This is a genomic window from Sphingobacterium sp. LRF_L2, assembly GCF_965644235.1.
Taxonomy (GTDB): domain Bacteria; phylum Bacteroidota; class Bacteroidia; order Sphingobacteriales; family Sphingobacteriaceae; genus Sphingobacterium.
The window spans coordinates 45,899-71,955 of record NZ_CBFFRI010000003.1 but is presented as its reverse complement, the minus strand read 5'-3'; the positions used below and the strand labels follow the sequence as shown (position 1 = coordinate 71,955).

The 26,057-nt window shown below is 42.4% G+C and carries 15 protein-coding genes; 14 read left to right on the top strand and 1 reads right to left on the bottom strand.

Going from position 1 to position 26,057, the window contains the following annotated elements:
- Window positions 1–294: 294 nt before the first annotated feature.
- From ACSZOX_RS06430 to ACSZOX_RS06370, 13 genes are all read left to right on the top strand, one after another.
- Window positions 295–2,454: a trehalase family glycosidase gene (locus ACSZOX_RS06430; RefSeq protein ID WP_437919016.1), complete on the top strand. Its 2,160-nt coding sequence runs from the start codon at window positions 295–297 to the stop codon at window positions 2,452–2,454.
- Complete coding sequence (locus ACSZOX_RS06425; protein ID WP_437919015.1) at window positions 2,432–5,722, top strand: glycoside hydrolase family 2 TIM barrel-domain containing protein; 3,291 nt, start codon at window positions 2,432–2,434, stop codon at window positions 5,720–5,722. Before ACSZOX_RS06430 ends, ACSZOX_RS06425 begins: the two co-directional genes overlap by 23 nt.
- A 36-nt stretch (window positions 5,723–5,758) precedes the next feature.
- The gene (locus tag ACSZOX_RS06420) at window positions 5,759–9,169 is read left to right on the top strand and encodes a glycosyl hydrolase (RefSeq protein ID WP_437919014.1); all 3,411 of its coding nucleotides are present in this window, start codon (window positions 5,759–5,761) and stop codon (window positions 9,167–9,169) included.
- Window positions 9,135–11,177, top strand: coding sequence for an aceric acid hydrolase (locus ACSZOX_RS06415; RefSeq protein ID WP_437919012.1), 2,043 nt, complete (start codon window positions 9,135–9,137; stop codon window positions 11,175–11,177). The genes ACSZOX_RS06420 and ACSZOX_RS06415 overlap by 35 nt, the downstream gene beginning before the upstream one ends.
- Window positions 11,178–11,188: 11 nt before the next feature.
- Window positions 11,189–12,607: a sialate O-acetylesterase gene (locus tag ACSZOX_RS06410; protein ID WP_437919011.1), complete on the top strand. Its 1,419-nt coding sequence runs from the start codon at window positions 11,189–11,191 to the stop codon at window positions 12,605–12,607.
- A 5-nt stretch (window positions 12,608–12,612) separates the two neighbouring features.
- Complete coding sequence (locus tag ACSZOX_RS06405) at window positions 12,613–12,735, top strand: hypothetical protein (RefSeq protein WP_437919010.1); 123 nt, start codon at window positions 12,613–12,615, stop codon at window positions 12,733–12,735.
- 13 nt (window positions 12,736–12,748) lie between these two features.
- Window positions 12,749–15,088: a DUF5703 domain-containing protein gene (locus ACSZOX_RS06400; protein ID WP_437919009.1), complete on the top strand. Its 2,340-nt coding sequence runs from the start codon at window positions 12,749–12,751 to the stop codon at window positions 15,086–15,088.
- Between the two features lie 97 nt (window positions 15,089–15,185).
- The gene (gene rhaT, locus ACSZOX_RS06395) at window positions 15,186–16,259 is read left to right on the top strand and encodes an L-rhamnose/proton symporter RhaT (protein WP_437919008.1); all 1,074 of its coding nucleotides are present in this window, start codon (window positions 15,186–15,188) and stop codon (window positions 16,257–16,259) included.
- Between the two features lie 25 nt (window positions 16,260–16,284).
- Window positions 16,285–18,393 (top strand): bifunctional aldolase/short-chain dehydrogenase, encoded by a 2,109-nt coding sequence (locus ACSZOX_RS06390; protein WP_437919007.1) that lies wholly within the window; start codon window positions 16,285–16,287, stop codon window positions 18,391–18,393.
- Between the two features lie 72 nt (window positions 18,394–18,465).
- Window positions 18,466–19,740 (top strand): TIM barrel protein, encoded by a 1,275-nt coding sequence (locus ACSZOX_RS06385; protein WP_437919006.1) that lies wholly within the window; start codon window positions 18,466–18,468, stop codon window positions 19,738–19,740.
- 9 nt (window positions 19,741–19,749) lie between these two features.
- Entirely contained in the window at window positions 19,750–21,105 is a 1,356-nt protein-coding gene (locus tag ACSZOX_RS06380; RefSeq protein ID WP_437919004.1) for an FGGY-family carbohydrate kinase, read from the top strand.
- Window positions 21,106–21,417: 312 nt separating this feature from the next.
- Window positions 21,418–22,812 (top strand): 3-keto-disaccharide hydrolase, encoded by a 1,395-nt coding sequence (locus tag ACSZOX_RS06375; protein ID WP_437919003.1) that lies wholly within the window; start codon window positions 21,418–21,420, stop codon window positions 22,810–22,812.
- Between the two features lie 21 nt (window positions 22,813–22,833).
- Window positions 22,834–24,249, top strand: a complete 1,416-nt coding sequence (locus ACSZOX_RS06370) for a Gfo/Idh/MocA family oxidoreductase (RefSeq protein WP_437919002.1) — start codon at window positions 22,834–22,836, stop codon at window positions 24,247–24,249.
- A gap of 232 nt (window positions 24,250–24,481) precedes the next feature.
- Here ACSZOX_RS06370 and ACSZOX_RS06365 read toward each other — a convergent pair whose 3' ends face one another.
- A complete protein-coding gene (locus ACSZOX_RS06365; protein ID WP_437919001.1) occupies window positions 24,482–25,126 on the bottom strand; it encodes an HAD family hydrolase in 645 nt (214 codons plus the stop codon).
- Between the two features lie 202 nt (window positions 25,127–25,328).
- Between ACSZOX_RS06365 and ACSZOX_RS06360 the strand changes: the two genes are divergently transcribed.
- Complete coding sequence (locus ACSZOX_RS06360) at window positions 25,329–26,033, top strand: Crp/Fnr family transcriptional regulator (protein WP_437919000.1); 705 nt, start codon at window positions 25,329–25,331, stop codon at window positions 26,031–26,033.
- Window positions 26,034–26,057 lie beyond the last annotated feature (24 nt).

Below are 26,057 nucleotides of genomic sequence, written 5' to 3'. Positions count from 1 at the left end.
CGTTAGAAATTCTGAAGTCATTTTTTGAGAGCGTGTTCGGAATGTGGAAGCTAAGAAAATTGGAATGGCAATATCTTACAGTAGCTAGAGAAAATATCATAAATACAGCTTTTACTTTTCGAGTATGTTTGTAATTGGCATCCTGTGGAACGTATAATCATAATTGAAAGCTCAACTGAATCGTGGTCTTGCGATTGCAAACACCATGCCGCCGACCTATATTCGTAGCACGTTGGAATTATTAGCTGTACAATCTTGTCATCGTTTCGGTTGCCGATAGCATTACAAAAAAACATGAAAAGACTTTTCCTACTCATCGGCTGTATTTGTTATTCGGTCGTTTCATTTGCTCAGCATCGAGCAACCTGGATTTGGTATCCTGGAGATTTTGAAGTTTGGCTTAGCAATGATATGCAGAACCGACGAACTGAACGTGGTACCTTCTTCCCCCCTTTTTGGAAAATGGACAGTCATTATGTACTGGTAGAATTTCATAAGGAATTTGACTTGGCCACAGCGGAGGAAGTCCGTATTCATGCTGAAGGAAAATACAATGTGAAAGTCAATGGAAAGATGCTCGCCGGAATGCCTTCTACGTTGAAGCTTGCGAAAGGAAAGCAAAAAATCAATATTAAGGTCTACAACCAAGGTCATGTACCTGCTTTGTTTATCGAAGGCAAGCAGGTATTTACGGATAAAAGCTGGTTGGCCACTTTTGAAGATAAGGAATGGATAGATGAAACAGGAAAAGCTTCCGACCAATCGGGTACGACGTATGTGCAAGCGGGCTATTGGAACTTTGATCAACCGCAACAAAAACCTTCTCAGTTCCATCTGCCAACAAAACCGCAACAAGCTGTTCAGCAATCAAAGCAATCGAATGGCACCTTGGTAGATTTCGGAAAAAATACTTTTGGATTTCTTAAATTACATCAGCTCAAAGGAACGGGAACACTAAAAGTCTATTATGGAGAATCGAAGGAAGAGGCACTGGCTACAGCAACCTGTGAGACATTAGACCTGCTCGATTTGAACCAGCCGAATCCAAAGGATACGACGCTTAGCTTATCCAAAGCCTTTCGATTTGTATACCTAGAACCTCAAGGAGAAATAGACTGGAGCGAGGTGTCGATGTTGTATGAATACTTACCTGTAGCTGATCGGGGAACCTTCCGGAGCTCCGACGAAGAATTGAATAACATTTGGAACGTTGCCAAGTATACCATGGAGCTTACCTCGCGCGAGTTCTATATTGATGGTATAAAACGTGATAGGTGGATATGGAGTGGTGACGCTTACCAGTCCTACGCGATGAATTATTATTTGGGGTTTGATGCTGAAACAGTTAAAAGGACCATTTTAGCCCTGCGTGGAAAAGAACCCACGGTAAGCCATATTAATACGATTATGGATTATACCTTCTACTGGTTTTTAAGTATTTACGATTACTACCGGTATACAGGCGATAGGGAATTTATTGCCGCAATTTATCCACGGATGCAATCGTTGATGCAGTTTTGTTTGAGTAGGAGAAATGCCGATGGGTTGATGCAAGGATTATCTGGCGATTGGGTATTTATCGATTGGGCAGACGGTCTAAGTAAGCAGGGGGAAGTCAGCTTTGAGCAGTTACTCCTTTGCAGAAGTTTAGAGACCATGGCATTGTGTGCTGATTTATTACAGCGACCTAACGATAAAGCACAGTATGCTGAAGAAGCTGCTAGCTTGAAAAAGAAGTTGTTTAATTACTATTGGAATGAAAAGCAGGGCGCATTTGCACATAGCCGTATCCAAGGGGTACAGACGGAAAACATCACACGCTATGCCAACATGTTTGCGATATTTTTTGAGTACTTGTCGAAAGAACAGCAGCAAACGGTCAAGTCGAATGTGTTGTTGAATGATGATATACAGAAAATTGTGACACCCTATATGCGGTATTACGAGTTGGAAGCGCTTTGTGCATTAGGAGAAAAAGACTATGTCATGACGGAAATGAAAAATTATTGGGGAGGTATGCTTAAGTTGGGTGCGACAACCTTTTGGGAGGAATACAACCCCTCCAAAAGTGGTGCGGATCATTATGCGATGTACGGAAGGGAATTTGGGAAAAGTCTCTGTCATTCTTGGGGAGCTAGCCCTATCTATCTTTTAGGCAAGTACTATCTCGGGGTGAAACCTACGGAAGCGGGGTATAAGCAGTACGAAATACAACCTTATTTGGCTTCCTTAAAATGGATGGAAGGAAAAGTGCCTACACCAGCTGGGGAGATTTCCTTGTATATTTCTAAATCAAAAATTACGGTCAATTCGCCAATAGGTATAGGAACGCTTAAGTTCAAGAGTAGAAAGAAGCCAAAAACAAATCATGGCGAGATCATAGCAGCGGGTGGGGATAATTATACCCTGCTGTTGGAGAAGGGCATTAATTATGAAGTGGAGTATGCGAATTAATAAGCAACAATTACAACAAGGGCTTGCCCTCGGACTTCTTCTTTGTTACGCTGCATTGCCTCTTCGAGGACAAACGGTGGACGGTAAACCAGCCGTTATTCCTCCTGTACCTGATGGAAAGATTGCCACAGCATGGGAGAATCCCATGATTACTGCGATCAACAGAGATCCATCTAGAGCTACGGGATATTCTTACGCGTCGGTTGAAGCTGCGTTGGAGAATGACAGGACCCTAAACAATCGTTTGCTATTCCTTAATGGTGAATGGGACTTTAAATTTGTCGAAAAGCCAGCAGACGCGCCAAAGGATTTTCACCGCACGGATGTAAAAGGATGGGACAAGATAACCGTACCTTCCAATTGGGAGATGAAGGGGTACGATATTCCGATTTATCGTTCGGCTGTGTATCCTTTTCAGCCGATAGATCCTCCACGTATCCCTACAGATTACAACGCCGTAGGATCTTATCAGCGTTCGTTTGATTTGCCAGAGGATTGGGATGGGATGAACATTACATTGCATTTTGGAGGTGTTATTTCAGCTTATCACTTATGGGTCAACGACGCCTATGTAGGATATGCGGAAGACTCCTGTCTACCGTCAGAATTTAATGTAACGCCCTATGTAAAAAAAGGAAAAAATAGAGTTTCCTTGCAGGTTATCCGTTGGAGCGATGCGTCTTACTTGGAAGATCAGGACCACTGGCGGATGAGCGGTATACATCGGGAGGTTTTTTTAATGGCCGAACCGAAGGTGCGTATTGCTGATTTTCATTGGCAGGCCACATTAGATTCGGCATTTCGGGATGTTAAATTTTCACTGCGCCCAAAAATTGATAACTTTTCCGGTGATAGCATTCGGGGATTTGTGGTAAAGGCACAATTGTACGATGCAGATAACCGGCCGTTGCTCAAAAACGCGCTTCAAAAAGATGCGGCTGACATATTTAATGAAATCTATCCACGTCTTGATAATGTGAAATTTGGTTTGTTGGAAGCGCAGATTCCAAATCCAAAAAAATGGTCTGCAGAAGAGCCAAACCTTTACAGGCTGGTCGTGAGCCTGTACGATAAAAACAACAAACTATTGGAGGCCAAGACCTGTCAGGTTGGTTTTCGTCATATCGCCTTTTCAAAAGAGACTGGAAAACTGCTGATTAATGGTAAAACCACCTATTTATACGGCGTGAATCGGCATGATCATCATCCAGAGCGCGGAAAAGCGCTTAACCGTGCAGACATGGAGGCGGATATCCGTCAAATTAAGCAGTTTAACTTTAATGCTATTCGTACCTCCCACTATCCGAACGATCCTTATATCTATGAGCTTTGCGATAGCTACGGGCTGATGGTTATGGACGAGGCGAATTTAGAGACACATGGGCTAGGGGGTAAATTAATGAACGATCCTACCTGGCTCGCGGCACATATGGAACGCGTAACGCGCATGGTGGAGCGTGATAAAAACCATCCTTCTATTGTGATTTGGTCTTTAGGAAACGAATCCGGAAGAGGGCCAACCACTGCGGCTATGGCTGCTTGGATACATGATTTTGATATCACAAGACCGGTACATTATGAGCCCGCAATGGGAAGTCATCAATTGCCGGGGTATATAGATCCTTCTGACCCACGATACCCAAAATCCAATGATCATGCGCATCGCTTACAAAATGTGCAGGATCAATATTATGTGGATATCGTATCCCGATTCTATCCTGGAATTTTTACGCCGGAACTGTTGCTGAACCAACAAAATGGTGACAAAAGACCTATACTATTTGTAGAATATTCTCATTCTATGGGTAATTCAACAGGGAATATCAAGGATTTTTGGGATATTTTTAGATCCCATCCACGATTGATCGGTGGTTTTATTTGGGATTACAAAGATCAGGCGCTCATTCGCCGGGATAGTACTTATGGCAGGGTATTGGCCTATGGTGGGGATTTTGGAGAAAAGATTCACAATGGTGCATTCAGTCTTAACGGTATCGTTGATGCTTGGAATCGGCCTAAAGCTGCGATGTACGAAAACAAACGGATTTACCAACCGGCGGAGGTTATTCTACAAGATACAGCGACACTGCAGGTGAAGATAAAAAATCGAGCGGCACTAGTCAACTTGAGCCACTATGACGCGCGAATGGTCATTCGCGAAGATGGTGTGCCCATTCGGGAGGTGAAGTTGCCTCAAATCGACGTCGCAGCGGGTGATTCTATCGCGATGTCTTTGCGCTCTTTTATTCCTGTAAAACAGAAGCCTGAAAAAGAATATCAACTTGATATTCAGTTTAGGTTGCCAGATTCTACAGCATGGGCCGCTCGTGGTTTTGTTGTTTCTTCGTCCCAATTACGTTGGAAAGAAATCCAACAACGTCATTTATCGTTGTCACAATCGGCAAAAGGGCCGACACTTGTCGAGAAGGATACCTGCTTTCAGGTGCTGGGGAAAGATTTTGTCGCAATCTTCAATAAGGTGACAGGGGCACTGGAGCAATACCAGTATAAAGGACAACAGATCATCAATAATCCATTGCTGCCAAACTTTACAAGGCCTGCGACAGACAATGATCGGAGAGGTTGGAAGCCGCAGCTCAAACTGAAATATTGGTATAATGCTGTCGCCCCTCGTGAGGTACAAGCTAAACAAGATGGAGCGGATGTTCATATAACGGCTGTATACGCATTGCCTGCCGATTCGGCGCAGGTTCACGTGCAATATACGATTGGCGGAGCGGGAGTAATTATCGTGGATTATAGCTTGCAGGTGCAGCCAGGCTTGCCAAATATTCCTAAAGTAGGCATGCAATTAGGGGTAAATCCAACTTTTGAACAGATCCACTATTACGGTCTCGGTGAGCAAGAAAATTACCCGGATAGAGCTTATGGATTTGATCTTGGGGTATACCAAGGCAATATTGATGATTTGCTGCAGGATTACCTTTACCCGCAGGAAACTGGAAACCGTATGGATGTACGTTGGTTTAGGTTGCAAAATAAAAACTATGGCCTTCTTGTGGAAGGTAACCAGCCGCTCTACATGAGTGCGTTGCCCTTTTCACCGCAACAAATCAGCAAAACCAAGCATTGGTTTAAACTTAAAAAGGAAGATAAAATCACCGTAAATATTGATCTGAAGCAGATGGGTATAGGAGGTAACGACACGTGGACGGATGTTTCGCAGCCCTTGGAAAAATATCAGATTCCAGCGCATAATTATCACTATGCGTTTCGGTTGACACCATTTGAAGTAAAGAAAAAGTAATAATTAGCCACGAAGATAAGGCGATACAGGATAGCTATGCAACAACGATTCTTGATTATAACGGCTATATGGCTGGTCTGGACGACTGGTTTTGGACAAATTAAAGGAATACCTTCCACGCTGGTTGCGTTGGATAAACACACTTACGAAAATGCCAAACCCTGGGTGGTCTGGTATTTTATGCATGCCAGTTATTCGAAGGAAGGAATTAAGGCTGACCTGGAGGCTATGGCGGCGAACAATATTGCAGGGGCTTATTTTACGCCTATTAAAGCAAAGACTGATCCGCCGTTGTTTGAGCCGACAACGGAGACGCTCACACCGGAATGGTGGGAGATGTTTCGTTACCTTGTCAAGGAAGCCCAAAAATACAAGATCCAGATTGCGATGTTTCCAAATGATGGCTTTGCAACAGCAGGAGGGCCTTGGATTAAACCCGAACAATCCATGCAAAAGGTGGTGGCTGTTGATACGATAGTAAACATACGTAAAAAAGGGAAATTTAAGCTGCAATTGCCCGAGCCACAACGAACCGCAGGCTATTACGAGGATATACAATTGTTTGCTGTTCCTGTTTCAAAGCTGTACCATACGAGTAGAGATATTGTGCCAACGGTTAGTAACAGTTACGGCGAAGATCTGCAGCGTTTGGCGATTACTAACAATAAGAAACCTTTTGCCAGTAATCAGCCGGGTTGGATTCAATATACATTCCCCGAGCCTTTTGCTGCAAATGCATTGAAGATTGAATGGAATGCATCCAACTATCAGGCGAACCGACTGCACATTTTGATAAGTGACGATGGGGTCAATTTCAGGGAATTGACCCGTTTGCAATCACCACGTATGGGATGGCTTGATTGGGATAACGGCGTGACACATGCGATTCCCTATACAAAAGCGAAAGTGTATCGATTTGTTTACGATCCTTCTGGAAGCGAGCCAGGAGCGGAGGACTTAGATTTTGCCAAATGGAAACCTTCTCTCAAGCTGTTGGGGATAACACTCTTCGAAGAACCGCGCGTCAATCAGTATGAAGGGAAGACAGGGGAAATATGGCGGGTGTCCCTGCCAACAGATCCGAATTGGATCAATAATGAGCATACCATAAAGCAAAAGGATTTAAGGCTATTAGCCAAGCCTTCGCTAAATAATGAAGTTGAACTGGATCTGCCCAAAGGAATATGGAAAATATTGCGTATCGGACATACCAGCACGGGGCATAAAAACGAGACAGCGGGAGCTGGAAAAGGTTTAGAATGTGATAAACTGGATGCGGAGACTGTGGCTTTCCAATTTGAACAGTGGTACGGTAAAGCAAAAAAAATGGTAGACCCTACCTTAGCAAAGGAAGTCCTAACGGTATTTCATATTGACTCTTGGGAATGCGGAAGTCAGAATTGGACAAAGCATATGCTTGCAGAATTTCAAAAGCGAAGAGGTTATCCGCTAGATCGTTTCTTGCCGGTATTGGCTGGATTCGTCGTAGAGGATGTGAATACATCAGAAGCTTTTTTACATGATTATCGTGAAACCATCGCGGAGTTATTGGATCAAAAAGGGTTTCAGACATTACGTGAAATGTGTGATCAATATGGCGTGCAGTTTACTGCAGAAACAACAGCTCCTGTCATGACGAGCGATGGTTTGTCCCATTTTCGTTTTACAGATCGTACGATGGGGGAATTTTGGTTCAGAAGCCCTTCTCATGATAAACCGAATGATGTACTTGATGCGGTTTCGGGAGGACATATTTATGGGAAAAATGTGCTGATGTCGGAGGCCTTTACACAAATTCGCATGCAGTGGGATGAACATCCCCGTCTGTTGAAGTCCTTGCAAGATCGTAATTATGCTTTGGGGATCAATAACCTTGCTTATCATGTCTACGTACACAACCCCTGGATGGATCGTAAGCCGGGGATGACACTGGACGGTGTGGGAACGTATTTTCAACGCGATCAAATTTGGTGGAAGCCTGGTCGGGAATGGGTAAACTATGCCATACGGACGCAACAGCTTCTTCAGCATGGTACACCTGTACGGGATGTTGCCATCTTTATTGGTGAAGAAATACCTCGGCGGTCACTGTTACCCGATCGATTGGTGCATACCTTGCCCGGTATCATTGGAAAGGAGCGTGTGCAAAGAACAGATTCTTTATTGCGAAATGTGGGACAGCCCTTACAAAAAATAGCAGCAGTAAGTACCTCTGCCAACATGTATGATCCGTTGGATTGGATTGACCCCTTGCAAGGATACGCTTATGATTCCTTTAACCCGCAAGCATTGCTGCAGCATACCAAAGTGAAAGATGGCGCGGTTGTTTTTTCAGATCATATTGCCTACCGCTTGCTTGTTGTTCCCGGAAAGCATTTACTCAATCCAATCGGAGATGCCTTTTCATTGCCGGTGCTTGAAAGGTTTGCTGCGCTAGCGGAAGATGGTGCCTGTATTCTGTTTCAAGATATTCCTCAGAAACAGCTGGGATACGTATCCCGGAAGGATACGCTTGCTTTTAATCAGGTACTTTCGAAACTTTTTGGCAATCTGAAAAATGAGCAAGGTTTACGTTTTAAGACCTTAGGAAAAGGGAAGATATATGTAGGGACCTATGAAGCCACTGATTTTACCTCGTTTGGTATAGAAAAGGATATCCTAATTAATGGCGGGTTGAATACAAATTTTGCATGGAACCATCGTCAATTTGAGGGTGGAGATAGTTATTTTATCGCAAATCAGGATAGCATGGAGCGCGTGGCCACAATCTCGTTGCGCCAGAAGTCTGCCTATGCTTATGCCTATAATGCGGTGACGGATCAATTGATGCCGCTATCCTTGCAGACGAAAGAAGGACGTACGTTGGTGACTTTAAATTTTGATGCATATCAATCGCTTTTTGTATTACTGAGTGAACAGAAGGTATCGTTGGCAAATTGGAAGGTAAGTAAAACGCTTACCCTACAAGGGAAATGGCATCTCCAGTTGGAGGGGGTATCACATCTGCCGATCGTACAGGAGCAGCCTGATTTTTGGACCAATATCACGGTTGATAGCTTGCGTTATCATGCTGGAACGGTGTCTTATACGATGTCATTTCACCAACCTTTCTCTAAAAAGGGGAAACGTGCGGTGTTACGTTTAGCGGAGGTAGAGAGCATGGCGGAAGTTATTTTGAACGGATCGACTGTCGGTGTTATTTGGACAAAACCCTATGCGCTTGATGTGACAGATTACATCAAGGAGGGAGATAATTCCTTAGAAATAAAGGTGTACAATACTTGGGGAAATCGGTTTGGGTACGAAACGAATAATAATACGACGGAACGGCTCGTGAAAACAACCGCTACGGCTAAGTTTTTAAAAGAAATGCAACCAGCAGGTATCAGTGGTGAAGTGAAATTGATTTGGTATGAGACAACGTATAATAACGATGAATCGAGATAAAAAATTATATAGTTTAGGATTGGTCTTCGCCTTTTTGGCGACAGGTCTGTCGGCACAGCAGAAAGCTATTACGAATACGGCTGAAAGTCCTTTTGCCGTGCAAAAATCTGTAGACATGGGTGATGTATCCTGGACCAAGGGTTTCTGGGCAGAGCGTACGTCTACATGTTATGAACGTATGGTGCCCAACTTATGGGATGTTTATACGGATGCCGCGATCAGCCATGCGTACAGGAACTTTGAAATCGCGGCAGGATTGCAACAAGGGGAGCATAAAGGTCCGTCCTTCCATGATGGCGATTTTTATAAGACATTGGAAGCCGTTTGTGCACTTTATGCACAAAGCAAGGACGTGAAATTATTACGGATGCTCGAGCAGGTTATTCCGGTCATTGCAAAAGCACAGCGTGCCGATGGTTACATCTATACGAAAGCAACAATTGACCAGCGAAACTCTGGTGAAAATATTGAATTTCAAGATCGCCTCAGTTTTGAATCGTATAACATTGGTCACCTGATGACGGCCGGATGTATACATTACCGCGTGACAGGAAAGAGGGATCTTTTAGATATTGCGATTAAAGCTGCCGATTATTTGTATGGGTTTTACAAGAAATCCAATCCTACTTTGGCTCGAAATGCGATCTGCCCATCACATTATATGGGTACGATAGAGCTCTATCGGACGACGAGAGATCCCAAGTATTTAGAACTTGCTAAGCATCTTATCGATATCAAAGGCGAAATTGAAGATGGAACGGATGATAACCAAGATCGTATTCCTTTCCGCCAGCAAAATAAAGCTATGGGGCATGCCGTGCGGGCCAGCTACCTTTATGCGGGAGTTGCCGATCTTTGTGCTGAATTGCAGGATACAACGCTGAGCAATAGGTTATTTGCGATATGGAATGATGTCGTGCAACATAAAATGTACATCACAGGAGGGCTTGGCGCCCTGTATGACGGAACCTCTCCTGATGGAACATCTTACGATCCTACAGAGGTGCAAAAAATTCACCAAGCTTTCGGACGCGATTATCAATTGCCAAACTTGACAGCACACAATGAAACCTGTGCCAATATTGGGAATATGTTGTGGAACTGGCGAATGACGAATTTCACAGGAGATGCAAAATATATGGATGTGTTGGAGCTGGCACTATACAATAGTGTATTGTCTGGCATTAGCTTGGATGGGGATAAGTTTTTATATACCAATCCGCTAAGTTATTCCTCTAAACTGCCTTTTCAACAACGGTGGTCGAAAAAGAGAGTACCTTATATTTCTTTGTCAAACTGCTGTCCGCCGAATGTAGTACGGACCATTGCTGAGGTAGCGAGTTATGCTTATGGTGTTTCCGACGATGCCGTATGGGTAAATTTATACGGAGGAAATGTATTGCAGACAAGTTACAAGAACAAAAAAATTAAGATCATCCAAGAGTCCGACTATCCTTGGAGTGGCGATGCCAGTTTGCTTATCGACGAATTGCCGAAAGGATACGCCTTAAAGCTGAGGATACCGGCTTGGGCAGAAGCGGCTGAAATTACTAAAAACAACAAAAAAATAGCCTTTAAAACCGAGAAAGGGTATGCTGTTCTGTTGGGGGATTTTAAGAAAGGAGACCGCATTCGTTTGCAGTTGCCGATGAATGTTCGGTTTATGGAGGCGAATCCGTTGGTGGAAGAAACGCGAAATCAAGTAGCTGTGATGCGCGGACCGGTCGTCTACTGTCTGGAAAAGGAAGATGTGGCCGCACCGGTTGATATTTTTGACCTGAGAATCAGTTACCAGGATACTTTTGAACCGGCACATGAGTCGGTTTTAGGGCAGGATATCGTTTTCTTAAAGGGAAAAGCCTATGCAGACACTGTACAAGGATGGAGTTCCTTATATCGACCAGCGGGCAAGAAAGCCTCAGAAGTTGTAGCTGTGCGTCTCGTTCCTTATTTTGCATGGGGCAACCGCACCTTTGGAGATATGGCGGTTTGGTTAGGCAAAAATTAACAGCATACGATATGAGAAATATAGTCCTCTTTTTGTGTATACTGTCCTCCTTTGCGGCACATGCAGAGGTACGGCTGGCAGCACTTTTTACCGATGGAATGGTTTTGCAACAGCAGAAGTCCGTTCCTGTGTGGGGATGGGCAAAGCCGATGGCAACCGTGCAGGTGCAGACATCTTGGGATAATAAGAAATACCAAGTAAAAACCGATGAGAAAGGACGTTGGCGTTTGTTTGTGCAGACAGCTCAGGCCGGAGGTCCCTATCACATACGCGTATCGGAAGGAAACAGCATAACATTACAAGATGTTTGGGTCGGAGAGGTTTGGCTCTGTTCTGGACAATCGAATATGGAAATGCCCTTAAAGGGGTATCCTGGTCAACCTATTATTGGTAGTACAGAAGCTATGTTGGAATCGAACGATGAGCAGTTGCGTCTATATACCGTACCTCGAAATCCGCAATTACATCCAGCTGAGGATACCAAGCCATCGACATGGAAAAAAGCAAGCCCGGAGACCGTTACTAATTTTAGTGCAACGGCTTATTTTTTTGGGAAAAGACTTCGTCAGGTTTTGAAGGTTCCGATAGGGTTGATACATAGCAGCTATGGCGGATCTAATGTGGAGGCTTGGATGGACGTTTCTTGGTTGGCCGATCAACAGGATCTGGATATTCCACGAAAAGAAGAAGGCTTAAAGGATAAGAATAGAGTACCTACAATGTTATATAATGGTATGATCGATCCTTTGGCGGGCTATGGAATAAAGGGGATAATCTGGTATCAAGGTGAATCAAATTATGAGCGTCCCGATGCTTATGAGATCCTATTTCCTCGAATGGTTGCTAAATACCGGGAGCAATGGAATAATCCACAAATGCCTTTTTATTTTGCACAGATAGCACCGTTTAACTACGCTTCATTACCTCCATATTACGTTGGAGGAAAATACAATTCGGCTTTTTTACGTGATGCGCAACGAAAGGCCTTAGCTCAAATGGAACACAGTGGTATGGTGGTAACGTTGGATCTGGGTGAGGAACAATGTATTCATCCCTCGCGAAAGAAGGAGGGTGGAGACCGATTTGCACTACTTGCATTGGGCGATGCCTATGGTATGAAAAGTATCCATGCGAGAAGCCCGTTATATGATAGCATCGAAATAAAGGGGAGTACAATTGTCGTACATTTTAAAGATGCTCCTTTGGGGATCTCGTCTTTTGGTAATGAGGTAAAGGCATTTGAGATTGCAGGCGAGGATCAGGTTTTCTATGCGGCAACAGCCGTGGTACAAGGAAAAACGGTTAGCGTTTCTTCACCGAGAGTAAGCTTACCGGTGGCTGTACGTTACGCATTTAAGGATTTTGTTGTTGGAAATCTATTTGGGGTAAATGGATTGCCCGTATCTTCCTTCCGATCAGATAATTGGTAGCTAGTATGCGGCATAGGTTGCGATGGCTTCCGTTTGGACATATGGAAGGAATTGCCCTTTACGGGATAGATATTGAAGGGCAAATGGGAAATGCGATCAGCAGCATGAAATGGGATAGCCGCAAATAAGGTTTGAAAAACTATGAATACACCTATAAATCGAATTATACTCTTACTCACCTGTGTCGTGATGGTACAGGGCTTATTTGCACAGGATTTCGCCTGGGAAAAGTATAATGTAACTTGGACGGCCCCTAGTAAAAATGCAGCAGAGTCTATGCCTGTGGGCGGCGGTGATATCGGATTAAATGCCTGGGTCGAACAGGGGGATATCCTTTTTTATTTGGGTAAAAGTGGTGCTTTTGATGAGCACAATACCTTGTTGAAATTGGGACGGGTACGGTTGAAATTGTCTCCTAATCCATTCGAAGCTGGCGATTTCAAGCAGGAGCTTCAATTGGAACAGGGTCGTTTATTGATTCAAGGCGAGAGTAAAGGCTTGAGGGCTAAAGTATTACTTTGGGTCGATGTGCACTCCCCTAATGTGCATGTAGAAGTGGACGCTAACCGTCAGATAGATGTTGAGGCAACCTATGAAAGTTGGCGTTATAAGGATTTACATCCTCGGAAGAAAGAGAACAACGCTAATTCCTGGAAATGGGCACCTCCGAAGCCCGTCGTTACGTATAAAGATAGTGTGCGGGTGCAAAGAGATGCGATCGTTTTTTATCATCAGAATAGAGATAGTACCGCTTTTGATATTGTCGTCCAGCAGCAACAGCTTGATGCCGTTAAAGATTCGTTGTTTAATCCGCTTTTTCGATTGACTTCCGGAGGCATGTTGCAGGGAGATGATATGTTTTTCGCTGGAAAACAAGAAGGAAAGTATCTGGATACGGATTTCAAAGGTTGGACACTACGAAGCAAAAAACCGCGAAAGAAACACCATGTTCAGGTGACCTTGCTTGTGGATCAGGTCGACGAATTTGCCGAATGGGAGAAACAGCTTTTACACTTGGCCTCACCAAAGACAGCATTGGTGGTCCGTAGAAAACAAACGGAAACCTGGTGGGAGGACTTTTGGAAGCGAAGCTATATTGTTATTCAGCCGGACATGCAACAAGGGCGTGGAGACGCTTGGAAAGTGGGACGCAACTATCAATTATTTCGATATATGTTAGGTTGTAATGCATATGGCGAGTATCCAACAAAGTTTAATGGCGGGTTATTCACTTATGACCCTAGTGGAGTGGATAGTAGTTTTAGGTTTACGCCCGATTTTCGTAATTGGGGGGGAGGAACGCATACGGCACAAAATCAACGGTTGGTCTATTGGCCCATGTTAAAAAGTGGTGATTTTGATATGATGGCGGCACAATTTAAGTTCTACCAACGCCTGCAGAAAAATGCAGAATGGCGTTCCAATGTCTATTGGAAACATCAAGGTGCTAGCTTTACCGAACAATTAGAGAATTTTGGTTTGCCTAATCCTGCAGAGTACAATTGGAAACGCCCAAAAGATTATGATGCAGGACTGGAATACAATGCCTGGCTTGAATACCAGTGGGATACGGTATTGGAGTTTTGCATGATGATGTTGGAGACAGAAAACTATAATAAAGAAGATATAAGAGCCTATATTCCATTTGTGGCGAGTTGTCTGCGGTTCTTCGATGAACACTATCAGTATCGGGCTCGTCAACAAGGAAACAAAGTACTCGATCAAAATGGACATTTGGTGTTTTATCCTGGTTCTTCTGCCGAAACCTATAAAATGGCTTATAATGCATCGACGACACTAGCCGCTCTGCAGGTGGTAACCCATCGGATGTTGTCTTTGGTTGATGTGCAGCAAGATACCACGTTAAGATCCTATCTTGAGGGTTTTCAAAGACGAATTCCTCCTTTACCATGGCGAGAACTTGATGGGAAGAAAATGTTGGCCCCTGCACAGGTGTGGTCAAGGGTAAACAATACGGAAGCACCTCAGCTTTATCCTGTGTTTCCTTGGGGTATTTATGGAATAGGTAGACCTGATTTAGAAGTCGCGCGAAATACCTACTGGCATGATCCAGATCTCCTTAAGTTCAGGAGCCATGTTGGCTGGAAGCAAGATAACATATTTGCGGCTCGATTGGGGTTAACAGCAGAGGCGAAGCGATTGGCTTTACTCAAATTAGCTGATGCAGACCGTCGTTTTCCTACATTTTGGGGGCCAGGTTTTGATTGGGTACCGGATCATAATTGGGGCGGTAGTGGCATGGTAGGATTACAGGAGATGATTCTTCAAACAGTGGATGACAAAATATATCTATTTCCCGCATGGCCTTCGGAATGGGATGTAGATTTCAAACTCCATGCCCCACAGCAAACGACCGTAGAAGGAAAACTGCGAGGAGGGAAAGTCGTTGATCTTATCGTTATGCCGGCAACGCGAAAAAAGGATGTAATTAACCTTCTGGATAAAGACCTAAAGAAATAAACATTGCGCTGTCGGCATGACAGTCCATAACAGTTTTAACCTTTATTCCTCTTATCTTGGAGCATCAATATGAATCTATATTATTAAAATAAAATTTATGAATGCATTAGCAGGAGTTATATTTCACTTTATTGGAGGATTTGCGTCGGGGAGCTTTTATGTACCGTATAAAAAAGTCAAGGGTTGGTCTTGGGAGGCCATGTGGATCTTGGGCGGTTTATTTTCTTGGATTATTGTTCCACCGATTGCTGCGTGGATTACGATTCCCAATTTCGCCGACATCATTCGGGAAGCCGGAGCGTCGACGTTGGGTTATACATTTTTGTTTGGGTTACTGTGGGGCATAGGAGGCCTTACGTATGGACTGGGCGTTCGCTATCTCGGTGTATCGTTGGGTGGCAGTGTGATCTTAGGATTGAGTATGGTCTTCGGATCATTGATGCCGGCAATATATTATTTTTTCAATCAAACGCCCGGAAAACACGGTATTGACTACTTTTTTACAAACAGTGCAGGAATTTGCGTGATGGTAGGCTTGCTTGTTTGTGTATTGGGAATTTACCTATGTGGTCGCGCTGGAATACTTAAAGAAAGAAGTTTAGCAACCCTATCTGCGGAGGCGAAGTCGGATTACAATTTTGGCGTCGGCATTGTGGTGGCTATTGTTTCCGGTGTTTTGAGTGCTTGTTTTAATTTTGGTATTGAAGCAGGAAAGCCTATGGCTGATATTGCAAATGAATTGTGGAAAGCTGCAAATCCCAATGAAGGGGAGTTTTTATACCAAAATAATGTAACCTATGTGGTGATTTTATGGGGAGGCTTTATGACGAATGTTATTTGGTGTATCTACTTGTTGACCAAAAATAAAACATTCTCCGATTACGGTAAATCGTCTGCTCCTTTAGCTAAAAATCTTTTATTATGTGCTTTAGGTGGCACAACATGGTACCTGCAGTTCTTCTTTTATGGTATGGGAGAAAGTCGTTTGGGAAATGGAGCTAGTTCTTGGATTTTACATATGGCCTTCATTATCTTAATCTCCAATGCTTGGGGAGTTGCATTAAAAGAATGGAAAGGTGTCAATAAATCAACGTATACGTCCATCATTGCCGGGATTATAACGATTATACTCTCGATTTGTATTGTTGGATTAGCAAAAACTTTAGAATAGAATAATAACATAAATTTTTATAACCGTGAAAGCATATAAACACGTAAACTACCTATGGGATGATGCAAAAGCAAAATCGCTGGAAGGCGATGAAGTAGCTTTATTGCTATATCGCTCCAATCTATTGGGTGCTGACTTGAGAATTACCAACTATGGAGGCGGAAATACTTCCTGCAAAGCGATCGATAAAGATCCTTTAACGGGAGAGGAAGTTGAAGTGATGTGGATTAAGGGATCGGGTGGCGACATCGGGACACTTAAAAAGTCTGGATTAGCAGCACTATATGTGGAGCGTCTACGTAATTTAGAACGCGTTTATCGTGGGATTGATCATGAAGATGAGATGGTCGAATTGTTTAACCACTGTATTTTTGATTTAAATTCAAAAGCGCCTTCTATTGATACACCATTACATGGTTTCCTTCCTTTCAAACATATCGATCACTTACATCCTGATGCAGCAATAGCAATTGCTGCGGCAAAGGACGGAAAAAAAATTACACAAGAGCTTTTTAACGGAACTATTGGTTGGGTTGAATGGCAGAAACCAGGGTTTGACTTGGGCTTGCAATTGCGCGCTTGTTTGGAGGAAAATCCAGGTATCCGCGGTATTATGCTAGGTTCACACGGTTTGTTTACTTGGGGAGATACGGCTTATGAAAGTTATGTTAATTCCTTGGATGTAATCGAAGCTTGTGCGGAATATTTAGCACAGAACTATGGTAAAACACGTCCTGTATTTGGGGGGCAAAAGCTGGAAAGTTTATCCGCTGAAGAGCGTAAGGAACAAGCAGCGAAGTTGGCACCTGTTTTAAGAGGATTCTGCTCGAGTGAACGCCACATGATTGGACATTTTACCGATGATGAGAAGGTGTTGGAGTATATCAATTCAAATGATTTGGAGCGTTTGGCACCATTAGGTACAAGCTGTCCAGATCACTTCTTGCGTACTAAAATCCAACCTTTGATCTTAAATTTAGACAAAAATGAAGATTTAAGTGATGTCGAAGTTCTGAAGGAAAAGCTTGCGCCATTGTTTGAGGACTACAGAGCCATGTATACAGCGTATTATGAGACTTGTAAGCATCCGAATAGCCCTGCTATTCGTGACCGTAATCCAGTCATCATTCTGTTTCCAGGCGTAGGTATGTTCGCATTTGCTAAAGATAAGCAAACAGCACGCGTTGCCGCAGAATTCTATATCAATGCGATCAATGTTATGAAGGGTGCTGAGGCGGTGAGCGAGTATACCTCTCTTCCTCGTCAAGAAGCATTCAATATTGAATATTGGTTGTTGGAAGAAGCTAAGTTGCAACGTATGCCTAAGCCAAAAGCATTGTCTGGGAAAATTGCCTTAGTAACTGGTAGCGCAGGAGGAATAGGTAAAGCTATTGCGAAGAAATTTGCAAACGAAGGTGCTGTTGTTGTCTTAAATGACCTAAATGCGGAGCGTCTTGCTGGAGCCGAAGAAGAATTTATTGGCTTATTTGGAAGAGATTCGGTAACAACGGCAATTTTAGATGTGACGAATCAGGAGCAGATAGAAGAGGCTTTAAAAGTAGCATCTTTAGCTTTCGGTGGCGTTGACATTATTGTAAATAATGCTGGACTATCAATTTCTAAGACGATTGAAGATCATACGCAAAAAGATTGGGATTTATTGTACAACGTTCTTGTTAAAGGCCAATTCTTGGTAACACAAGGAGCAACAAAGCTTCTGAAAGCACAGAGCATCGGTGGAGATATTGTTAATATCGTGAGTAAGAATGCATTGGTTAGCGGGCCTAATAACGCGGGCTACGGAAGTGCTAAAGCTGCTCAATTACACTTGAGTCGCCTGAATGCGGCTGAGCTGGGTGCAGCAAAAGTACGTGTCAACGTTGTGAACCCAGATGCGGTTATTTCAGATAGTAATATTTGGGCCGGAGGTTGGGCTGAAGGTCGTGCAAAAGCATACGGTGTGACGGTCGAAGAATTGCCGGCTTATTATGCAAAACGTACATTGCTTAACGAAATTATTTTACCAGATGATATTGCAAATGCTTGTTTCACTTTTGTGGGTGGACATTTAAATAAGTCTACCGGTAACGTGCTTAATGTTGATGGCGGTGTTGCCATGGGCTTTGTACGATAATTTATGCAATTCGAAGATCTGCGCACTCTCTTGCCGCAGATCTTCGTTTTTTTACACTTTTTACTTTGAAAAATGAGAATTGAAAAACAGACTATAGAACAACATAACCAGGAGCGCGTCGCAAAGCATCAACGTGCATTTTCTTTCGTAGCAGAAGATATTCCACAGGTAGAAGATATTATTTCAAAATTAGAGCAATTTCAAATTGCTATTCCGAGCTGGGCACTTGGTACTGGAGGTACACGTTTCGGAAGGTTTTCCGGAAAAGGTGAGCCTGCAAGTTTGGAGCAGAAGATTGAAGATGTTGGTTTATTGCATGCCTTAAATCAGTCAAGTGGAGCTATTTCTTTGCATATTCCATGGGATATTCCTCAAGATGCGGCGAAGATAAAAGAAGTTGCTGCTTCCTATGGTTTGGGTTTTGATGCAGTCAACTCGAATACGTTCCAAGATCAAGAGGGGCAGGAACACAGTTATAAGTTTGGTTCTTTACACCATGTAGATCCTAAGGTACGTAAGCAAGCTGTAGCGCATAATATTGAGGTTATCAAACATGGTGTTGCATTGGGATCCAAGGCGCTTACCGTGTGGTTAGCGGATGGTTCTTCATTTCCTGGACAGCTTAATTTTCGGGAGGCATTTCAAAATACGTTGGAAAGTTTGAAGGAAATCTATGCACACCTACCTGAAGATTGGAAGCTTTTTGTTGAATATAAACCATTTGAACCATTCTTCTATTCCACAACTATTGGTGACTGGGGACAATCGCTCCTGTTGGCAAATAAATTGGGACCTAAAGCCTATACGTTGGTTGATTTAGGCCATCATTTGCCTAATGCAAATATTGAGCAGATTGTTTCGTTACTTTTGATGGAAGGCAAGTTAGGTGGTTTTCATTTTAATGATAGCAAATATGCAGATGATGATCTTACGGCAGGAAGCATTAAACCATATCAATTGTTCTTAATTTTTAATGAATTGGTTGATGGCCTAGATGCACGTGGTTTAGATCACGCTACAGGCTTGGGTTGGATGATCGATGCTTCTCACAATTTGAAAGACCCTCTAGTCGATTTATTACAATCGGTGGAAGCGATAAAAATTGCTTATACACAAGCTTTGTTAGTTGACAGAGTTGCCCTGAAGAAAGCACAACAGGAAAATAATGTTGTTGGAGCACAGGAGATCTTGCAAAATGCATTCCGCACGGATGTTCGTTCTATTGTTGCTGAAGCACGTTTGCGTCAGGGAGCTGCCTTGAGTCCGGTTGCATTGTTCGAAGAGTTAGATGTAAGAAATAAACTAATCGCAGAAAGAGGCGAAAATTCAGTAGCTACAGGATTATAGTATCTGATTATGAAGAAAGCACGTATTCCGGTTGTAGCGGTCTTTGACGTAGGTAAGACAAATAAGAAGTTGTTTCTATTTGATGAGCATTACCAGATTGTTTTTGAGCGCTCCGCCCGGTTTTTAGAAACGGAAGACGAAGATGGGGATCCCTGTGAGAATCTAGAAAGTCTACGGCTATCTGTTTTTGATTCTTTGCATGAAGTGTTCCGTCGTGATGAATTCGATATCAGAGCTATTAATTTTACCTCTTACGGGGCGAGTTTTGTTTATCTGACAGAAAGTGGACGACCCCTAACGCCACTGTACAACTATCTAAAAGCTTTTCCGAAAGAACTGGAGGATAAATTATACGAGGAATATGGAGGGGTGGAACAATTTTCGTTGGATACGGCTTCTCCAGCTCTAGGAAGCCTAAATTCAGGATTGCAGGTGTATCGTCTCAAAGAGCAAAAACCGGAGTTGTTTGAGCGCGTGAAATATGCGGTGCATTTGCCGCAATACCTTAGCTTCTTGGTTTCTGGACAGATGTACTCGGACATGACTAGTATAGGTTGCCATACTGCATTATGGGATTTCAATACTAAAGATTATCACCAATGGGTAAAAAGTACAGGAATCGCGGATAAGTTGGCACCCATTGTTCAGGGCAACGAGGTGTTCTCAGCTGCGTTTCCGGGAAGTACTTACAAAGTAGGTGTTGGTCTACACGATAGTTCCTCAGCACTGATTCCTTATCTGTTAAATTTCCATGAACCTTTCATCTTGATTTCAACAGGAACTTGGTGTATTTCTTTAAACCCATTTAATGAAGATGGGCTTACGAAAGAGCAGTTAGAGAAGGATTGTTTGTTTTACATGACTTATGCAGGTAAACCTGTGAAGGCTTCTCGTTTATTCGCGGGCTATGAGCATGAAATTCAATCAAAACGTATTGCAGATCATTTTCAGGTGACAACAGCACGTTTTAAAAATCTAGAAATTGACTGGCATCTTGTTGAGCGGCTGACGGAGAATAAAGAGATTTCGACAGATCTTGATGCTTTTGGTCAGGTAGATTTAAGTTCATTTGCCGACTATATTGAAGCTTATCATGCTTTTATGGTATACTTGGCTGAAGCACAGGTAGCTTCTACAAGACTTATATTATCTGATAAACGGATCAAACGAATTTTTGTCGACGGTGGATTTAGTAAGAATAATATCTTTATGAATCTGTTGGCGCGTAAATTTGGAAATATAGAAATTTATGCCGCATCGATGGCTCAAGCTACTGCTATAGGGGCTGCCTTAGTGATTCATGAGCATTGGAACAGCTTGCCTATACCGAATAATATTATTGAATTACGATATTATAGAGCTTAACTTTTTTCATATACACTACATCGTCCCCTCCACATTGTCATGATCAATAGGAGGGGATTTTTTTTGCAATCTGCTTTTTTCTGATCAGAATCCCTAAAACGTTTTCGTAGATTAACAAATTTTTTACTGGAAGAACGGTCAAATAATTGATATACTTGTCTAATTGCTAGTGAATGGAATCGTATTTGCGCACGTTATCTGATCCTTTTTCATCCTATAAATTATTTTGAATAGGTCGTTAAGCTGAGTGATTATTTGGAGGATATTCAGTTCCAATTACGCTAACATAATTTATAAACTAATAAAACTAAGATGAAGTATTTTAATTCGGTTATCAAACTATTACCAGCCTGTGCCATGGTGTTTTTATGTCATTTCCCTGAAAATGCTGCCGCACAATCTACATCAAAAGGTTGGCAGAATCTATTTGACGGAAAGACATTGCAGGGCTGGAAATCTGTCGGCGGAAAAGCGCCTTACACTGTAGAGGATGGCGTTATTGTGGGAAGAATGACAAAGGGAACTCCGAATTCATTTCTGTTTACAGAGAAGGAATATGGTGATTTTATTTTGGAACTGGATATTAAGCTGGAGGGCGATCAAACGAATTCAGGTGTACAAACACGAAGTCATTTTGATCCTTCAGCCAACGGTGGAAAAGGACGCGTTTATGGTCGACAGGTAGAAATCGATCCTTCCGCTCGTGCTTGGAGCGGCGGTATCTATGATGAAGCACGTCGCGGTTGGTTATATCCTTTGGATTTGAATGAAAAAGCAAAATCGGCGTATAAAGCAGATCAATATAATCATGTGCGAATTGAGGCTATAGGCGATGAAACACGTACGTGGATTAATGGGGTGCCAGTCGCATACGTCGTGGATACTATTGATGCAAAAGGGTTTATAGGTTTGCAGGTGCATAGTATCCCAGATGCACAGGATGGTAAAAAAGTCTATTTTAAAAATATCAAGATACAGACTGCAAATTTGAAAAAACAGGATTTCCCACAAGAGGTCTACATTGTAAACCTAAAACCTAATGATTTAAGTAGTGCAGAAAAGAAAGCTGGATATAATCTGCTTTTCAACGGTAAAAATTCGGATGGATGGCGCAGTGTAAAAGGAGACAACTTCCCAAGTAAAGGATGGGTAATTAAGAATGGAGAAATTAGTGTTCTTAAATCTGATGGCGCGGAGTCTACAAACGGAGGAGATATTATTACAAAGGACGAGTATGCAGTGTTTGATCTTTCTTTTGAATTTAAGTTAACACCCGGAGCAAATAGTGGTGTGAAGTATTTCGTGACACTGAAAGAAAAGACAGCGGGTTCTGCTATTGGCTTGGAGTTTCAGGTGTTAGATGATGAAAGGCATCCAGATGCTAAGTTAGGAAGAGATGGAAACCGTACCTTGGCGTCTTTGTATGATTTAATCACATCGAATAGAGACGCTAGAGCCAGAAGACCAATAGGGGAATGGAATCGGGGACGAGTTGTGGTAACGGCAGATAATCAGGTAACACATTATTTGAATGGCGTGAAGATGGTTAGTTACGTTCGGGGATCCAAAGAATTCAAGGATATTGTTGCTATAAGCAAGTATAAGGGCTGGGAAAACTTCGGAGAGGCACCAACAGGTCATATTTTGTTGCAAGACCATGGTGATAATGTTTCGTTCAGAAGCATTAAGATTAAAAAAGTAAAATAAGGTACATATAATTATAAGTAGATGAATCATTATTTATCCCGCCGTAGTTTCATTAGCCGGACAGCAATGGCAGGCGGTGCTGTCTTACTTTCTAACAGTGTTCTGGGAAATGTGACATTAGCAAAACCGAATGAACGAATCAATCTAGCATGTATTGGCATAGGTAATCGTGGAGGAGAGATTATAAAAGAATTGTATAAAACGGGACTTTGTAATATCGTGGCGCTCTGTGACGTGGATATGGGGGCAAAACAAACGCAAGAGATTATAAAGATGTTTCCTGATGCGCCTCGTTATCAGGATTTCAGGAAAATGTTTGATGAGATAGGCAACAAGATCGATGCCGTTTCGATTGGAACTCCCGATTTTGCCCATTTTGCCATAACAATGATGGCTATAGACTTGGGTAAACACGTTTACGTAGAGAAACCTATGGCGAGTACGTTCTGGGAAGTGGAATTGATGATGCAGAAGGCAAAGAAATTCCCGAAGGTTGTTACTCAGATGGGAAATCAGGGGCATTCGGAAGCGAACTATTTCCAATTCAAAGCATGGAAAGATGCGGGAATCATTAAAGATGTGACGCGTATTGACGCGCATATGAATATGCCAAGGAGATGGCATGGCTGGGATCCGAAAATGAAAAGTTTTCCGAAGCCAGAACTTATTCCTGATACGTTAGATTGGGAGCTTTGGCAAATGCAGACTTTAGGTCATGATTACAATAAAGATTTTGTAAATGGTCAGTGGCGCTGTTGGTTTGATTTTGGTATGGGCGCTCTAGGCGACTGGGGGGCGCATATTTTGGATACAGCACATCAGTTTTTAGATTTAGGGCTTCCAACTGAAGTAGATGCTAGCTTTTTAGAGGGACATAATTCGTTCTTTTTTCCGATGTCTTCCACAATTAAGTTTCATTTTCCAAAACGAAAAGGAATGCCAGCATTGGATGTAAACTGGTATGATGGTTTGGACAATTTGCCTCCAATACCAGAAGGTTATGGTGTGTCAGGACTTGATCCGAATATTCCTCCACCAAGTACAGGGAAAATGGAGCCCGTAAAACTTAATCCAGGGAAGATTATTTACGGTAAAGATTTGACCTTTAAGGGAGGATCACATGGTAGTACGTTGCAGATCATTCCAGAAGCAAAAGCAAAAGATATGGCAGGAAAGCTTCCCAATGTTCCGGAGACACCGTCTAATCACTTTGCTAATTTCTTAAAAGCCTGTAAAGGAGAGGAAAAAACCAGATCGTCTTTCGATATAGGTGGACCATTGAGTCAAGTTTTCTGTTTGGGTGTAATCACGCAACGCTTGAATACGAAAATTACTTTCGATCCGATAAAGAAAGAAATCGTAAATGACAAATTTGCAAATGCGCTATTGGCTGGTCCAGCGCCACTAAAAGGCTGGGAGCAATATTATAAAGTTTAATGTTTGTTTTTGTTAATGTATAGTTGTTCAGTGTTATGCGGGTAGAAATACCCGCTTTTTTTATAAAAAAAAGGTTTTCAAACGGGGAGAATGAAAACCTTTAGCTAACCAATTATAAACCTAAATTATGATAGGACAAATATCGTTTGTTTTTTGTTTCTTTCAAAATCTAATAAAAAAAATGTCGTTTTTATACGACATTTTAGTCGAGAAAGCTTGTTTTTTGTAATCTTTAAAGAAGCTTCAGTAGTTCGGAGGGATGATGGATGATGAATTTCGCGCCATTTTCTAAGAGTTCTTTTTCTGTTCTAAATCCCCAAGTTACACCGACGGCGGTAACTCCAGCTCTCGTTGCGGTTAACATATCGACAGAAGAGTCGCCCACATACAGGCAATCATCTTTCGTTATATCGAGACGCTGTAACGTTTCAAGTACGATATCTGGATCAGGTTTTGGAGGTTTATCCGCACGATGACCTAATACCAGATTAAACCTGTGGTTTGGGAAATAATGATCTACTAAAGCTCGTGTTGCCTCGTGGTATTTGTTGGATGCGACACTGAAAAGACAGCCTTTTTTTGAAAGCTCCTCCAAGGTAGAAGGTATGCCATCGTAAGGCTTTGTAAAATCCTGGCCATGAACTTCATAGTGTTTGACAAAGTCTGATTTTACGCTTTCAATGGTTTGGTCGTTTCTGTTTTGAATGGGAAGTGCACGTTCCACAAGCATGCGAATGCCGTTTCCGACAAAATATTTATAGGCTTCTTCATGATGTGCTGGAAAGCCGTGTTTCTGAAGCGCGAAGTTACAGCTATTGGCAAGGTCTGTTAAGGTATCAATCAGGGTACCGTCTAAGTCGAAAATAACGAGTTTCATACCGCAAACTTAGAAAAATATTTGCTTTTCGATCTCGTACCAAAGAGGTTTGTTGACTTTTAGTTTTAAAATATCCAAGCTTATTGAGGCTTTGATGATGAATGGAACTGTTGCTGTAGAACCTTTCTCCTATTTATGTAGGATATTCAAGGAATAGATAATACCTTTGGTAGAGTTGAAAAACCTTTATATAACTTCCTTAATGAAACAAAAGAAGAAGGCTGAAAGCTGTGATCATTCCTGTTTTATGTGCCGATATGTGATCAAGGATTGGCATAGGCAAATCGATCTATCGAAGGAAACCGTAAAGCTAAAAAAGGGACAGCAATTTATTTCGGCGGGTGAAGCTGTAAGAGGCGTTTACTTTGTTGAATCAGGCTTGGTTAAAGTACATCGTCGTTGGGGCGAAAAGGAAATGATTGTTCGCTTCGCAAAAAAAGGAGACATCGTTGGACATCGTGGCGTGACGTCTTCCAGTTCGGTATATCCAATATCAGCTACTGCTCTTGAAGCGACGAATTTGTGTTTTGTCGACTTGGATTTTTTTCTTTCTACTTTACGTGTTAGTCCTGAATTAAGTTATCATCTGATGTTATTTTATGCCGATGAGTTACAGTTATCAGAGCAGAAGATGTGTAATCTTGTTCAACTTTCTGTAAAAGATCGGCTAGTATGGAGCCTTTTATTATTGTACAAACTCTTTGGAGACGCATCCGCAGACGGTTATTTAGGCTTAAATTTGAGTCGAAAAGATATCGCAGCCTATATAGGGACTACTTATGAAACAACGTACCGTATGTTGAATGAACTGGTAGAGGAGGGTGGTATTAAGTTAGATGGGAAGCGCATTTTTATTGAAAATATCGATTTATTGCATCAATATATTGTAGACGAAAATGCTAGATAAGGCAGAAGTAGGGCTTGCCTAAGG